Below are 14,974 nucleotides of genomic sequence, written 5' to 3' on the forward strand. Positions count from 1 at the left end.
CCGTTAGTCGACCAATGCGGCAACCACCGAGACGCAGTCCCCGGCCTTGACCAGGCCGGGGAAATGCCGCGCCGCCAACATGCCCGACATTTTTGCCCGGATCTCCTGGGGGGCGATGCCGGTTCGGCCGGTGGAATGGATGCGCGCCAGCACCGCGCCCTTCTCGACAGGCTCGCCGAGATCGACCATCGTCTCGACCATGCCGTCTTCCTCCGCGAAGGCAAAGCAATCGCCGGACGGCATGTCGAGCCATTGGGTTGGCGTCTTTTCGACCGCACCGGCAACGATGCCGGCATGCCTCAGCACGTTGAGCATGCCGCGCCGGGCGATCCGCACCGTCTCGGCTCTCGACGTGCCTCCACCGCCGAGCTCGGTGGTGACGAACACCTTGCCCATGTCCTCGGCGGCGGTATCGTACATGCCGACGGCATCGATCTCGATCATGCGCATCGAGAACGGCGCCGCGAAGGCTTCGACCGCCGCGAAGGCCCTCTGCTCCAGGGCCTTGTTCGGCAGCGTATGGGCGGCGCAGAACGGCACGAAGTCCAGCGTCTTGCCGCCGGAATGGAAGTCGAACACGATATCCGCGCGGGGAAGCAGCTCCCGCTGGAAATAATCGGCGATCTTTTCCGTCACCGTACCGTCTGGCCGGCCTGGAAAGCTGCGGTTCATGTTGCCCTTGTCGATCGGCGAGGTGCGCGTGCCGGCGCGGAAGGCCGGATAGTTCATCGCCGGCACGATGATGACCGTGCCGCTGACTTGGGCGGGATCGAGCGTGCGCGCCAGATCATAGAGCGCCAGCGGCCCTTCATATTCGTCGCCATGATTGCCGCCGGTCAGCAGGGCCGTCGGCCCCTTGCCGTTGCGCAGGACGCAGATCGGGATCATCACCGAGCCCCACGCCGAATCGTCGCGGCTGTAGGGCAGGCGCAGGAAACCGTGCTGTGCGCCGTCGCGATCGAAATCGACCGAGGGCGAGACCGGCGACGGACGAAGGTCGGACATCGGTTTCAATTCTTCACCACCAGCTTGCGCGGCACATTGGCCAGGCACTCGACGCCCGTCTCGGTGATCAGGATGGATTCGGTGATTTCCAGCCCCATCGTCTCCAGCCACAGGCCGGTCATGAAATGGAAGGTCATGCCGGGCTTCAGCTCGGTGCGATCTCCGGGGCGCAGGCTCATCGTGCGTTCGCCCCAGTCCGGCGGATAGGAAAGGCCGATCGGGTAGCCGGTGCGGTTGTCCTTGACGATGCCATATTTCTTCAACACCGCGAAGAAGGCGTTGGCGATGTCTTCGCACGTGTTGCCGGGCTTGGCTGCCGCGAGCCCCGCGTCCATGCCTTCGAGCGTCGCCTTCTCCGCATCGAGGAATTCCTGTGTTGGCTTGCCGAGGAACACTGTTCGCGACAGCGGGCAATGATACCTGTTGTAGCACCCGGCGATTTCGAAGAACGTGCCCTCGCCCGACTTCATCGGCTTGTCGTCCCAGGTCAGGTGCGGCGCCGAGGCGTCGGCGCCCGACGGCAGCAGCGGCACGATCGCTGGATAGTCGCCGCCGATGCCGTCGACGCCACGCGTGCCGGCATCATAGATCTCGGCGACGAGATCGCATTTGCGCATGCCGACCTCTATCTTGTCGACGATGCGCTGGTGCATCGCCTCGACGATGCGGGCGGCCTTGCGCATATAGTCGATCTCGGTCGGGCTCTTCACAGCGCGCTGCCAGTTGACCAGCGCGGTGGCGTCGACGAAACGGGCATTGGGCAGGTGCTTCTGCAAAGAGGCGAAGGCGGCGGCCGAGAACCAGTAATTGTCCATCTCGACGCCGACGGTCAGCTTGCCCCAGCCGCGATCGGCAAGCACGCTCGACAGGAAATCCATCGGATGGCGCTCGGTCGACTGCACATAGTGATCGGCATAGCCGACGATGTTGTCATGCGCGAGATAGGCGGTGCGCTTGGCGCCGTTGGCGTCCTGACCGCGGCCATACCAGACCGGCTCGCCCGACGGCGGCACGATGACGGCCTGATGCACGTAGAAGGACCAGCCGTCATAGCCGGTGAGCCAGGCCATGTTGGAGGGGTCGCTGACAATAAGCAGATCGACGCCTTTCGCCGCCATGGCTTTCCGCGTTTTGGCGAGGCGATCCGCATACTCGCTTCGCGAGAATTTCAAATTCGGTTGCATTTTGTTGGTCCTCGTTTGTTGGGCCCTGGAACCCGCTTCAACTTCCGTTGAATCTGGCTCCAGGTAATTTTTTGTTTGAGCATGATCTCCTCGGAAAACCGGTTCCCACTTTTCCGGATCATGCTCTTGCGGCCAGCATCAACTTTCAAAAATGGTTCCGGCTTTCGCGACCCGGGCCCGGTCACGGGCTAGCGTGGCGATCGCGGTGTCCTGCACGCCGGTGCCGGTCAGGTCGGCGATGGTGATGTCGTCCGCCGCACGCCGGCCATGCCGTTCGCCGGCGATGATCTGACCGAGTTCGGCCACCTCCGTGTCCGCCGCCATCACGCCGGCGGAGATGGCATGGTGCAATTCACCGAGCCGGCGCGTCTGCCTTGCGCTGTCGGCGACATAGAGATCGGCCATGCGCAGGATTGCCGGTGCGATCTCGTTCTTGTGCTCGGCGTCCGAGCCCATGGCGGTGATGTGCTGGCCGGCCGAGACGAAGCCGGCCTTGATCAATGGTTCTGTCGAGGGCGTGGTGGTGACGATGATGTCGGCGCCGGCGACCGCCTTGGCCGCATCCGGTTCTGCGCGCACCACGATGCCCAGTTTTTCGCTCAAGGCGCCGGCCGCGGCTTGCGCCTTGGCCGCGTCGCGCGCCCAGATGCGGGCTTCTTCGATCGGCCGCACCAGGCGCAGCGCCTCAAGCTGCAATCCGGCCTGCACGCCGGCGCCGAAGATGGCGGCAATGGATGAGTCCGGCCGCGACAGGTGTTTTGCGGCGACCGCCCCGGCGGCTGCGGTGCGGACGTCGGTGAGATAGCCATTGTCGAGCAGCAACGCCTCGACCAGACCGGTTTTTGCCGACAGCAGCACCATCATGCCGTTGACGCTGGGCAGGCCGAGCTTGGGATTGTCGAAGAAGCCGGGGCTGATCTTGATGGCGAAGCCATCGATGCCAGGCACATAGGCGGTCTTCACGTCGACCTCGCCGCGATGCTCGGGGATGTCGAGCCGCAGGATCGGCGGCATCGCCACCGGCAGGGTAGCGAGCGCCCGGAAGGCGTTTTCGACGCAAGCGACGGCGTCGAGATCGAGAGCTACGATCTCGCGTAGTTCTTTCTCGGTAAGGATGGTCATCCGGTTCATCAGGCGCGCTCCGCAACTACTTCGCCGCAAACGATCTTTCTGTGCAGGCTCATATCGATATTACGACCGGAAAGCAGAACGACCACCGGTCCGTTTGGCTTCACCTTGCCGGCAAGCAGCGCAGCGATACCGACCGCGCCGGCGCCCTCGACGATCTCGCGCTCCTGTTCATAGGCATGGCGGATGCCGGCGGCGATCTCGTCTTCGGAAAGCAGCACGACGTCGTCGAGCAGGTCTCGGCACATGGAAAAGGTCAGCCGGTTGTCGAGGCCAATGCCGCCGCCGAGCGAATCCGCCAGCGTCGGCAGCTCCTCCACCTGCACCGGGCGCCCCGCATCGAGGCTGGCTTTCATCGCCGCGCCGCGCGCCATCGAGATGCCGACGACCTTTGTGCTCGGCCTGACGCCCTTGACCGCTGCGGCAATCCCGGAGGCCAACCCGCCGCCGGAGAGCTGCACCAGCACCAGAGCGGCGCCAGGAACCTGCTCCATGATCTCCAGCCCGAGCGTGCCCTGCCCGGCGATGATGTCGGGATGGTCGAAGGGTGGCAGCATCACGAGACCCTCTTGCGCCACCAGCCGCTCGACCTCCTGCTGCGCGTCGTCCTGGCTGTCGCCGACAATGCGGATTTCCGCGCCGAGGCAGCGGATGGCATCGAGCTTGTTCCGAGGCACCAGCCGCGACATGCAGACAACCGCGCGCATGCCTTCGAGCCTGGCGGCATGGGCGAGTGCGCGGCCGTGATTGCCGGTCGAAGCCGCGACAACACCGCGTGCCCGCTGCTCGGCATTGAGCGAAGCAATGGCGTTCGAGGCGCCACGCAGCTTAAAGCTGCCCGTGATCTGGCGGTGCTCCAGCTTGAGGTGAACGGGAAGGCCGAGCCGCTCCGACAGGCTCTCGGATGGCACGACCGGTGTCGGCTCGACCTTGCTGGTGATGCGTTGGCGCGCGGCGCGGATGTCTGAAAGGGCGACGGCGTGCGTCATGGGTCGCTCGTGCATGCAGGACATGACCTTACTGTCCAAGCGGCAAGGTCGTCAGCCGCCCGAACTCCGGACGCGGCACATCATCGCCACACAGTCGCAGGCAATTCCACGCGCTCGCCTGGTTGCTGGTGACGACCGGGCGGCCGATAGCCTGTTCCATCGCGGCAACCGCCAGCGCCGAGCGCAGCGCCGTGCAGGACACGAACAACGCCTCGGCCTGCGGGTCAGTCGCCTCGCGCGCCAGATCGACGAGGGCTGCCGGCGCAATGCGCGCCATCTCGCGGTCATCCTCGAAGCCGAGACAGGTGAAGCTGGCGATCTCGAAGCCGCGTTCGGCGAAATAGGCCGCCATCGGCCGGCTCGTCTCGACGGTGTAGGGGGTGAGAATACTGATCCTCTTCGCGCCCAGAGCCCTCAGTCCGCGCACGCCCGCCATCGGCGGCGTGACCACGGGCACGCCAGGCTTGGCCGCCTGGATCGCCGCCTCGATCTCGGCATCGCCGATCACCACGGAGGCCGACGTGCAGGAGTAGCAGATGGCGTCGAGCGGTTCGTCCGGCAGGATCAGCGCCGCGCCAGCCGTCAGTTCGGGCTGCATCTTGCGCAGATTCTGAGGCGTGGTCGGATTCTTATAGGGGATGCGGGCGACATAGATGCCGATCCTCTCACTCGCCACCATGCGACGGAAGTCCGGCTCGCTGGTGTGGTCGGTGGCCAGGATGATCAGGCCGACGCGCTTTTCCAACGGGCGCACCTCGAGTGCGGGCCTTGTCGGCATCAGCCTGATTTCGGGAAGCGGCTTCATGGGAACTACCTTTCGATCTTGCCGTAGCGATGTTCCAGCCAGCGCAGCAGCATAACCGAGAAAAGGCTGATGATCAGGAAGAAGGCGCCGACCAGCGTCATCGGCTCGACATAGCGGTAATAGGTGTTGGCGACGCTCTTGGCCTGGTTCATCAGCTCCAGCACGGTGATCGCCGACAGCAGCGGCGTCTCCTTGAACATGGCGATGAAATAATTGGCCAGCGCCGGGATCATCGGCGGGATTGCCTGCGGTATGACGATGTGGGTCCAGGTCTGCCGAGCGCTGAGATTGCAGGCTTTGGCCGCCTCCCACTGGCCGCGCGGCACGTTCTCGATGCCGGCGCGATAGACCTCCGCCGTATAGGTGCCGTAGTGCAGCCCAAGCCCGATGACGCCGGCCACCAGCGGCGGCAGCAGGATGCCGAAATCGGGCAGCACGTAGAAAATGAAGTAGAGCTGCACCAGCAGCGGCGTGCCGCGGATGAATTCGGCCGCCCAGCCGACCGTGCGCGACATGATCTTGTTCGGCGAGCGGCGGGCCAGTGCGATGCCCAGCCCGACGATTGCCGCCAGCACCGAGCCGAGCACCGTCGCCAGGATGGTGATCTTCACCCCCTCGATCAGCGTCGGCAGAATCTGCCGGACGAAATCCCAGTCCCAATCCATTACAGGGCCCAATCCATCAGACGCGCACTCCGTCGAGGCCGCGCGCCATGCGCCGCTCCAGCGACCGCACGCCCCAGGAGATGACGAGCGCGAGCGCGAAATAGATCACCAGGATGGTGGTGAACGGCATCAGCGTGCTGCCGGTCTGCGAGCGCACCACCTGCGCCTGGAAGGTGAGATCGGCGAGCGAAATCAGCGAGACGACGGATGTCGCCTTGAGCAGTTCGATGGCGTTGTTGCCGAAGGTCGGCAGCATCACAAGAAGCGCCTGCGGCAGGATGACATGGCGCATGCCCTGCCAGCGGCCGAGATTGAGAGCCGTGCAGGCCTCGTACTGCTCGGCGCCGACCGACTGGATGGCACCGCGTACCACTTCCGCCGCATAGGCGCCGACATTGAGGCCCAGCGCCAGCACGCCGGCTTGCAGCGGAGTGAGTTCGACGCCCGCCAGGGGCAACACGAAATAGGCCCAGAACAGCTGTACGAAAATCGATGTGCCGCGGAAGAACTCGATATAAGCGGTGGCGAGCGCCCGCAACGCGAAGAAGCGCGACAGCCGCCCCATGCCGGCCAGGAAGGCCATCACGAGGGCCAGCACCGACCCCATCAGCGTCAGCTCGATGGTGACAAGCGCTCCCTGCAATATCAGGCCGAGATAGCCGGACCATTGGGTCATGGATCAGAGGCTTCCAACGTTTGGTTTTAGCAACTTCTCCTCTCTCACGGGGAGAAGTTGCCGGTTCACCCTCCTTAGCTGCAGCGCAGCTGCCGCGAAGGACGGGCAGGCGGATGAGGCGCGGCTCCAAGCTCGCAAAAACGCGCGCTGCCCCTCATCCGGCCCTTCAGCCACCTTCTCTCCGTGGACGGGGAGAAGGGAAAAGCGCTTATTTCGCCGCGCAGAGCTTGTCGCGCGTCGTCGACATCGCCGCCGCCGCCGAGAAGCCGTAGGGCTCGATGATCTTGGCGAACTCGCCCGACTTCTTCATCTTGGCGAGCTCGACGTCGAAGGCGTCGCGCAGCGCCTCGTCACCCTTCTTGAAAGCGGCGCCGTCGCAATAGACGGGCGCGCCCTGCACGGGTGCTATGACTTCGAGGCTCGGGTCATTGGCCTTCTTCATCAGATCGTTGATCGACAGGACGGGGAGCGAATAGGCGTCGATGCGGCCGTCCTGCACCATCTTCAGCCCGCTCTGGCCGTCGGGCACGACGATGACGCGGTCACGCGGCACGCCGGCGTTGAGCGCGAGCTTCTCCTCAGTGCCGCCGCCGGGCGCGCCGATGGTAGCGGAGGTGTCCTTGGCGACATCCTCATAGCTCTTGAAGCCCTTCGGATTGCCCTTCTTCACCAGCATCGCCTCGGCGTCGCACAGCACCGGCTCGGAATAGGCAACCGCCGCACAACGCTCCGGCTTCATGAACAGCCCGGCGGTGACGACGTCGAAGCGGCCGGCCTGCAGGCCGGGGATCATGGCACCATATTCCGAGATCGAGGCGGCGACGTCGGCGACGCCCAGCCGCTTGAAGATTTCCCGCGCCACGTCGGGCGCGGCGCCCGAAACCTTGCCGTCGGCGGCGACCGCCGTGTAGGGCGGCTCGTTGGCGATGGCGAGGCGGGCGAAGCCTTGCGCCTTCAGCTGCTCGAGCTTGCTGTCGTCGGCCGATCCGATGTTCGAGGCCGCGAGCACCGCGGTCAGCGCAAGACCGGCGACGCCGGCCAGAATGCCAAGTTTTTTCATTGTTCCCAACTCCATGTTTGTGTTCTTGGTTGCAGTCATTTCAGGACGGCAATACCGCCCTTGCGGACGGTGTCGCCGCCTCTGGCATGGCGGTCAGACGCGATGTCCGGCCGCGATGATCTTCTTCAGGAAACCTTGCGTGCGCTCCTGTTTGGGATGGCGGAAAATCTCATCGGGTTTGCCCTCCTCGACGATGCGGCCGCGGTCGAAGAACAGCACCCGGTCGGCGAAGTCGTGGGCAAAGCCCATTTCATGGGTGACGAGCAGCATCGTCATGTCGGTTTCGGCCGCGAGCTTGCGCATCACGTTGAGCACCTCCTCGACCAGTTCGGGATCGAGCGCCGAGGTGACCTCGTCGAACAGCATGATCCGGGGCGACAGCGCCAGCGCGCGGGCAATCGCGACGCGCTGCTTCTGGCCGCCCGAAAGCTGTGCCGGCATGGCCTTGGCCTTGTCGGCCATGCCGACCATGTCGAGCAATTCCATCGCCCGCTTCTCGGCGGCAGCGCGCGGCGTGCCCTTGGTCAGCATCGGCGCCAGCGTGACATTGTCGATGACGCATTTGTGCGGGAACAGATTGAACAGCTGGAAAACCATGCCGATCTTCTGGCGCATCCTGGCCAGATGCCGCTCGTCGGCAGCCAGCAGCTGGCCGTTTCGCTCCATGTGATAGAGATGCTCGCCGTCGATCTGGATGTGGCCGCCATCGATGCGCTCCAGCGTCATCAGGATGCGCAGGATCGTCGTCTTGCCCGAGCCGGACGGGCCGATCAGCGCCAGCTTCTCGCCGGGCATGACCTGCATGGACAGGCCATCCAGCACCTTGAAGGTGCCGAAGCTTTTCGAAATGCCATCGACCTTGATGATAGGCGCGGATGCGGACAAACGAATTTCCCGTGCTGGAGAAGCCTATGCCCTTAACGATGCGGAACCCGCCAAATCATGTCAATTGGGAAAATAATATCATGACAATTATTCTGATCCCGGACAATTCTTGGGCATTCAGTGCCTAGCAATGTGCCGAGATCGAGATCAAGTCGAACCGAAAATGACAGCACCGGGGACGCCTTTGGCGATCGGCATCGTCTGGATAGCGGCACATCTCGCTAGATTGCGAGCAGCAGATGCTCAGGGTCGCCAAGCAGCAACTTGGTGACAACGCCGAGGCCGGCGCGCAGTTCCCCCTCGGTGGTCGAACCCAGCGAGATGCGCACCGCCGGTTGCCAGGGCGCTTGCGAGATGCGGAAGGAAGCGCCGGGCGCGATCGCCACGCCTTGCAGGCGCGCCTGGGCGACGAAGCTCTCCTCGGCACGGTCGGCCGGTAACTGCAACCAGACATGCAGTCCGTCGCGCCGGGTGCGATAGTCGACGCCGGCCAGCACCTCGGCGACGATGTCCTGGCGTCGCCGCAATGCTGTGCGTTGCCAGCGCACCAGTTCCATCGCGGTGCCGTCGGTCACCCATTTGGTGGCGATTTCCGCCACCAGCGGCGTCGCCATCCAGTTGGAAACCAGATGCCGGTTGGCGACCGCGGCGACATAGCGGTCGGGTGCGGCGAGATAGCCGATGCGCAGGCCCGGCACCACGATCTTGGTGAAGGACGTGACGTAGAGCGTGCGTTCAGGCGCGAAGGCGGCGACCGGCGGCGGCCGGTCCTCGACCAGCGGCCCCAGCACGTCGTTCTCGATGATGGCTATGTCGTGCCTGCGCGCAACCGCCGCAATCTGCTCGCGCCGCGCCGCATCCATCAGCGTCGCCGTCGGGTTGATCACCGAAGGCTGCACGAACACGGCGCGGATGTCGGAGATCCGGCAGGCCTCGTCCAGCGCTTCCGGGATAAGGCCATTGCCGTCTATCGGCAGGCCTTCGAGGTTGAAGCCGAGATAGCGGGCGAGCGGCACCAGCGTATGGTGGCCGATCGCCTCGGTGGCGACGGTCGAGCCGGGCGGCGCCACGCTCATCAGCGCCACCGTCATGCCGGCGGTAGCGCCATTGGTCAGGCTGATATTCTGCGGCGAGGCATCGAGACCGCACAGTTTCAGCCACTCGACCGCCACGGCGCGGTGACGGGGAAACACCATGTTGGGCCGGAACGACAGCGCCGAACTCGACGGCAGGTTGTCGGCCAGCCAGCCCAGCGCCTGCTTTAGCCGCTCCAGATGCATCGGCTCGCAGACCGGCTTCAGGATCGAGAGATCGATCACTTCGCCCAGCCGCTCCGGCAGATAGGGCGGCTCAGGCTCGCGCCGCTGCGTCTGGACGAAGCTGCCGCGGCCGATCTCGCCCGAGATCAGGCCGCGGCGAATCAGTTCCTCATAGGCGCGACTGACCGTCTGCACCGACAGCTTCAACTCGTCGGCCAGCCGGCGATGCGTCGGCAGCCGCGCGCCGTTTGCGAGCCGCCCGTCATGAATGGCGCGTGCGAACTGGTCGGCCAGCGACTGGTAGGCGGGCCGCCGGATGAGCGCGGGATCAGGTTGCCACAATGTCATGACTTATTAGAGATCGAAATCAGTGCAATTGACAATCGAAATAATGCGCCGTCATGGTACGGCGGACCAAAAAGTGGATACAGATGGCCGCCGCGAAACTCGACCCGATCGACCTCAGAATCCTCGACGCGATCCAGCGTGACGGGCGCATCACCAAGCTGGCGCTGGCCGACAAGGTCGGCCTGTCACCGACGCCGTGCTGGATGCGGCTGCGCAAGCTGGAAAAGGCCGGCATCGTCTCCGGCTATCATGCCTCGATTGCCATGCGCGTCGTCGCACCCGTCGCCACCGTGCTGATGGAGGTGACGCTGGCCAGCCACCGCCAGGCCGATTTCGACCGCTTCGAGCGTGTCATCCGCGACATACCTGAGATTGTAGCCTGCTGGTCGGTGGGCGGCGGCGTCGACTACGTTCTGAAGGTGATGGCGCGCGATATCGATACCTATCAGCGGCTGGTCGATGCCTTGCTCGAACGCGAAATCGGCATCGATCGCTACTTCACCTACATCGTCATCAAGACGGTGAAGGACGAGACCGTGCTACCGCTTGCCGATCTGTTGCCGGTGCAGTCCTGAGATCGAAACCAGCGTTCATCTGGCACCGTACGCTCGGAGAACGCGCGAAAGCACCCGCCCCACCCCTGCGGCTAGACAGATCGTCCTGCTCTCCGGCCGAATAGAGAGAATCTCTCTATATAGCTGCACCTAAACAGCCTCATCCTTCGCGCCGACGCCCCTAGTCTTGCGGCGTCACCCCAATCGGGAGCAATCGATGATGTCCGCGCACTTTGCCCGTTCGCACCGCCATGAGGCGCTCGACCGCCTCGCCGACCGCCGGCTGCTGCGCGAGCTTGCCTATGTCGACGGGCACTGGACGGCAAGCGAGGCGGCGGAGAGCTTCGAGGTCACCGATCCCGCGACCGGCGCCACGGTGGCCTTCGTCGCCGCGCTCGATGGCCGCCAGACGGCAAGTGCGATCGACGCGGCGGCGCGCGCTTTCCCTGCCTGGCGGGCTCTGTTGCCGCAGGAGCGCTCGAAAATCCTGCGCAAATGGTTCGACCTCATCATCGCCGCGAAGGATGACCTCGCTCTGCTGATGACGTTGGAACAGGGCAAGCCCTTGAAGGAATCGCTCGGCGAGATCGATTATGCCGCCTCCTTCGTCGAATGGTATGCCGAGGAAGCAAAGCGCCTCAACGCCGAAAGCGTAACCAGCCATCTGGCGAACGCGGAAATGACGGTGCGGCGCGAGCCGCTCGGCGTCGTCGGCGTCGTGACGCCGTGGAACTTCCCGTCCGCCATGCTGACCCGCAAGGCGGCTGCGGCCCTTGCCGCCGGTTGCACCATCGTCGCCCACCCTTCTTCGGAAACGCCGCTCTCGGCGCTGGCGCTGGCCGAACTCGGCGAGCGCGCCGGCCTGCCCGCCGGCGTCTTCAATGTCGTCACAGGCAAGGCGTCGATCATTGTCGGGCGAATGTGCGAGGACCCGCGCGTGCGCGCCATGAGCTTCACCGGTTCGACCGAGATCGGCAGGCTGATCGCGGCCCAGAGCGCGCCGACGATGAAGCGGCTGGTTATGGAACTTGGCGGCCACGCGCCGCTGATCGTCTTTGCCGACGCCGATCTCGACAAGGCCGTGCGCATCGCCGTCGACGCCAAATTCGCCACGTCCGGCCAGGACTGCCTCGCGGCCAACCGCATCTATGTCCAGCGGCCGATCTACGATCGTTTCTGCGCCGCCTTCACCAAGCGCATCGAGGCGCTGCGGACCGGCAATGGCCTTGCCGACGAAAGCGACATCGGCCCGCTGATGCATGAGCGCGCCGTCAAGAAGGTCGAGGAGCAGGTCACCGACGCGCTCGCCCATGGCGCCCGCTGCCTCGTTGGCGGCATAAGGCACCAGGCCGGCCCGTTGTTTTACCAGCCGACGCTGCTGGCTGACGTATCTGACGAGGCACTGATCATGCGCGAAGAAACGTTTGGTCCGGTCGCAGCCGTGACGCCGTTCGACAGCGAGGACGAGGTGACCGCGCGCGCCAACGCCACTGAATATGGTCTGGTCGCCTATGTCGTGACCGAGAACGGCGCCCGCCAGCAGCGCCTGGGCAGGGCGCTGGACTACGGCATGGTCGCCATCAACCGCGTCAAGATCACCGGTGCGCCGATCCCGTTCGGCGGCGTCAAGCAGTCCGGCATTGGCCGCGAGGGTTCGCGTCAGGGGCTCGAAGCTTTCACCGATCTCAAATATCTTTGCCTGGACGTCGCTTAAGCCGCGTCCACGTTCCTCAAGGAGTCAAAAGAATGCTCGACCAGTCCAACGAACTCGCCGCCTGGGATCGTGATCACTTCTTCCATCCCTCGACGCATATGGGCACCCACGCGCGCGGTGAATCGCCGACGCGCATCATGGCCGGCGGTGAAGGCGTCACCGTCTGGGACAGCAACGGCAGAAAAAGTATCGATGCCTTCGCCGGCCTCTACTGCGTCAATGTCGGCTATGGCCGCCAGAAGATCGCTGACGCCATCGCCGCCCAGGCCACGAACCTCGCCTATTACCACGCCTATGTCGGCCACGGCACCGAGGCCTCGATCACACTGTCGAAGATGATCATCGACCGTGCGCCGAAGGGCATGTCGAGGGTCTATTTCGGCCTCTCCGGTTCGGATGCCAACGAAACCAACATCAAGCTGATCTGGTACTACAACAACGTGCTTGGCCGCCCGGAGAAGAAGAAGATCATCTCGCGCTGGCGCGGCTATCACGGCTCCGGCATCATGACGGGATCGCTGACCGGGCTCGATCTTTTCCACAATGCCTTCGACTTGCCGCGCGCGCCGATCCTGCACACAGAGGCGCCCTATTATTTCCGCCGCGCCGACCGCTCGATGAGCGAGGAGCAGTTCTCGCAGCATTGCGCCGACAAGCTGGAAGAGATGATCCTGGCCGAAGGCCCCGAGACCGTCGCCGCCTTCATCGGCGAGCCGATCCTCGGCACTGGCGGCATCGTGCCGCCGCCCGCCGGCTACTGGGAGAAAATCCAGGCGGTGCTGAAGAAGTACGACGTGCTCCTGGTCGCCGACGAAGTGGTGACGGGCTTCGGCCGGCTGGGCACCATGTTCGGCTCCGACCATTACGGCATCAAGCCGGACCTGATCACCATCGCCAAGGGCTTGACCTCCGCCTACGCGCCGCTGTCGGGCGTCATCGTCGCCGACAAGATGTGGCAGGTGCTGGTGCAGGGCTCCGACAAGCTCGGCTCGCTCGGTCACGGCTGGACTTATTCGGCGCATCCGATCTGCGTCGCCGCGGGTGTGGCCAATCTCGAACTGATCGATGAGATGGATCTGGTGAGGAATGCCGGCGAGACCGGCGCCTATTTCCGCGCGGAATTGGCCAAGGCCGTCGGCGGCCACAAGAACGTCGGCGAGGTGCGCGGTGACGGCATGCTGGCGGCGGTCGAGTTCGTCGCCGACAAGGACGACCGTGTGTTCTTCGATCCGGCGCAGAAGATCGGACCGCAGATCGCCACGGCCCTCGCCGCAAGCGGGGTCATCGGCCGCGCCATGCCGCAGGGCGATATTCTGGGCTTCGCCCCACCGCTTTGCCTGACGCGCGAGGAGGCTGACACCGTGGTGGCCAAGACCGCCGATGCCGTGAGGAGCGTGTTCGCCAATCTCTAATTGTCGAGATCGGCGCTGCCCCTCATCCGCCTGCCGGCACCTTCTCGTCGTTCACGGAGAGAGGGTAAAGGTGAGGGGCAGCGCCAACGTACAAAGTATTCGGAAGTGAACGCGATGACCTCTCATCCCACCCTCCCCGCCACCATGGCGGCCGTGCAGCTTACCGGCCACGGCGGCCCGGAAAAGCTCGTCTACCGCACCGACGTGAAAGTGCCTGTGCCCGCCGCCGGCGAAGTGCTGGTCAAGGTCACCGCCTGCGGCATGAACAACACCGACGTCTGGGTGCGCCAGGGCGCCTATGGCACGGAGGAGGACGCAGGGGCCGTGTCGACATGGCGGCGCCAGGGCAACACGCTGTCCTTCCCGCGCATCCAGGGCACCGACACGGTCGGCACCGTCGCCGCCGTTGGCGCAGGGGTCTCGCCGGATCGCATCGGCGAACGAGTGATGGTTGATTTCTCGATCTACAATCGCGACGACGATTCGCTCGCCGACATTGACTATATGGGCCACGGCCGCGACGGCGGTTACGCCGAATACCAGGCTTTACCGGCCGAGAACGCCCATATCGTCGACACTGACTTGAGCGATGTCGAACTCGCCACCTTCTGCTGCGCCTATCTCACCGGCGAGCAGATGCTGGAACGTGCAGGGCTCAAGGCCGGCGAACGCGTGCTGGTCACCGGCGCCTCGGGCGGCGTCGGCTCCGGCATCGTGCAATTGGCGCGGGCGCGCGGAGCCATTCCCTATGCCGTCGTCGGCAAGGGCAAGGAGCAGGCAGTGCTCGACATCGGCGCCGAAGCCGTGATCACCCGTGGCGTGGCCGACCTGCCGCAAGCCGTGGCCAAGGCGACCGGCGGCCAGCCCATCGACGTCGTGGCCGACCTTGTCGGCGGCGCGATCTTCAACGATCTGTTGCGCATCCTGAGGCCCGAGGGCCGCTACACCACCGCAGGCGCCATCGCCGGCCCGGTCGTCCAGCTCGATCTCAGGACCATGTATCTCAAGCAGCTTCAGCTTCACGGCTCGAGCCAGGGCACACGTGCGGATTTCCGCCGTATCGTGCGCTATATCGAGGAAGGCAAGATCCGGCCGCTGGTCGGCGGCGTCTACAGGCTTTCCGATTTCCACCGCGCCCAAGCCGATTTCATCGCCAAGGATTTCGTCGGCAAGCTGGTGGTGGTGCCTGACGCCGTGGCTGAACGGCGGCACCCTAGAGCGTTTCATATCTTGACGGAAGCGTAGCCTGCGTTTTCGAAGTAGTTCCTGCATTCGGCTGCCTCGATTGTT

At 64.7% G+C, this 14,974-nt stretch carries 14 protein-coding genes; 4 read left to right on the forward strand and 10 right to left on the reverse strand.

Annotation, left to right across the window (positions count from 1 at the left end):
* Positions 1–3 precede the first annotated feature (3 nt).
* From doeB to FJ979_RS18475, 10 genes are all read right to left on the reverse strand, one after another.
* Entirely contained in the window at positions 4–1,005 is a 1,002-nt protein-coding gene (gene doeB / locus FJ979_RS18430; protein WP_140499259.1) for a N(2)-acetyl-L-2,4-diaminobutanoate deacetylase DoeB, read from the reverse strand.
* Positions 1,006–1,010: 5 nt separating this feature from the next.
* Positions 1,011–2,189, reverse strand: a complete 1,179-nt coding sequence (gene doeA / locus FJ979_RS18435; RefSeq protein WP_140499261.1) for an ectoine hydrolase DoeA — start codon at positions 2,187–2,189, stop codon at positions 1,011–1,013.
* A 138-nt stretch (positions 2,190–2,327) separates the two neighbouring features.
* Positions 2,328–3,320, reverse strand: a complete 993-nt coding sequence (eutC, locus tag FJ979_RS18440) for an ectoine utilization protein EutC (RefSeq protein ID WP_140521360.1) — start codon at positions 3,318–3,320, stop codon at positions 2,328–2,330.
* Complete coding sequence (eutB, locus tag FJ979_RS18445) at positions 3,320–4,306, reverse strand: hydroxyectoine utilization dehydratase EutB (RefSeq protein ID WP_140582664.1); 987 nt, start codon at positions 4,304–4,306, stop codon at positions 3,320–3,322. The genes eutC and eutB overlap by 1 nt, the downstream gene beginning before the upstream one ends.
* Before the next feature lie 28 nt (positions 4,307–4,334).
* Positions 4,335–5,111 (reverse strand): ectoine utilization protein EutA, encoded by a 777-nt coding sequence (gene eutA / locus FJ979_RS18450; RefSeq protein ID WP_140517339.1) that lies wholly within the window; start codon positions 5,109–5,111, stop codon positions 4,335–4,337.
* Positions 5,112–5,116: 5 nt separating this feature from the next.
* Positions 5,117–5,776 (reverse strand): ectoine/hydroxyectoine ABC transporter permease subunit EhuD, encoded by a 660-nt coding sequence (ehuD, locus tag FJ979_RS18455; RefSeq protein ID WP_140565560.1) that lies wholly within the window; start codon positions 5,774–5,776, stop codon positions 5,117–5,119.
* A 16-nt stretch (positions 5,777–5,792) separates the two neighbouring features.
* On the reverse strand, positions 5,793–6,452 hold the full coding sequence (ehuC, locus tag FJ979_RS18460; protein ID WP_140499272.1) for an ectoine/hydroxyectoine ABC transporter permease subunit EhuC: 660 nt from the start codon (positions 6,450–6,452) through the stop codon (positions 5,793–5,795).
* 208 nt (positions 6,453–6,660) lie between these two features.
* The gene (ehuB, locus tag FJ979_RS18465) at positions 6,661–7,512 is read right to left on the reverse strand and encodes an ectoine/hydroxyectoine ABC transporter substrate-binding protein EhuB (RefSeq protein ID WP_140499273.1); all 852 of its coding nucleotides are present in this window, start codon (positions 7,510–7,512) and stop codon (positions 6,661–6,663) included.
* A 93-nt stretch (positions 7,513–7,605) separates the two neighbouring features.
* Positions 7,606–8,397, reverse strand: coding sequence for an ectoine/hydroxyectoine ABC transporter ATP-binding protein EhuA (gene ehuA, locus FJ979_RS18470; protein ID WP_140499274.1), 792 nt, complete (start codon positions 8,395–8,397; stop codon positions 7,606–7,608).
* A gap of 221 nt (positions 8,398–8,618) precedes the next feature.
* Positions 8,619–10,004: a PLP-dependent aminotransferase family protein gene (locus FJ979_RS18475; RefSeq protein WP_140499275.1), complete on the reverse strand. Its 1,386-nt coding sequence runs from the start codon at positions 10,002–10,004 to the stop codon at positions 8,619–8,621.
* Positions 10,005–10,087: 83 nt separating this feature from the next.
* Between FJ979_RS18475 and FJ979_RS18480 the strand changes: the two genes are divergently transcribed.
* The 4 genes from FJ979_RS18480 (at position 10,088) to FJ979_RS18495 (ending at position 14,929) form a co-directional block, all read left to right on the forward strand.
* Positions 10,088–10,579, forward strand: coding sequence for an Lrp/AsnC family transcriptional regulator (locus tag FJ979_RS18480; RefSeq protein WP_140517347.1), 492 nt, complete (start codon positions 10,088–10,090; stop codon positions 10,577–10,579).
* A 199-nt stretch (positions 10,580–10,778) separates the two neighbouring features.
* The gene (locus tag FJ979_RS18485; RefSeq protein WP_140582700.1) at positions 10,779–12,272 is read left to right on the forward strand and encodes an NAD-dependent succinate-semialdehyde dehydrogenase; all 1,494 of its coding nucleotides are present in this window, start codon (positions 10,779–10,781) and stop codon (positions 12,270–12,272) included.
* 32 nt (positions 12,273–12,304) lie between these two features.
* Complete coding sequence (locus FJ979_RS18490) at positions 12,305–13,684, forward strand: aspartate aminotransferase family protein (protein WP_140582667.1); 1,380 nt, start codon at positions 12,305–12,307, stop codon at positions 13,682–13,684.
* A 105-nt stretch (positions 13,685–13,789) separates the two neighbouring features.
* The gene (locus tag FJ979_RS18495) at positions 13,790–14,929 is read left to right on the forward strand and encodes an alcohol dehydrogenase family protein (protein ID WP_140582669.1); all 1,140 of its coding nucleotides are present in this window, start codon (positions 13,790–13,792) and stop codon (positions 14,927–14,929) included.
* The last annotated feature ends 45 nt before the right edge of the window (positions 14,930–14,974 follow it).

This window comes from Mesorhizobium sp. B1-1-6, assembly GCF_006443035.1.
Lineage (GTDB): Bacteria > Pseudomonadota > Alphaproteobacteria > Rhizobiales > Rhizobiaceae > Mesorhizobium.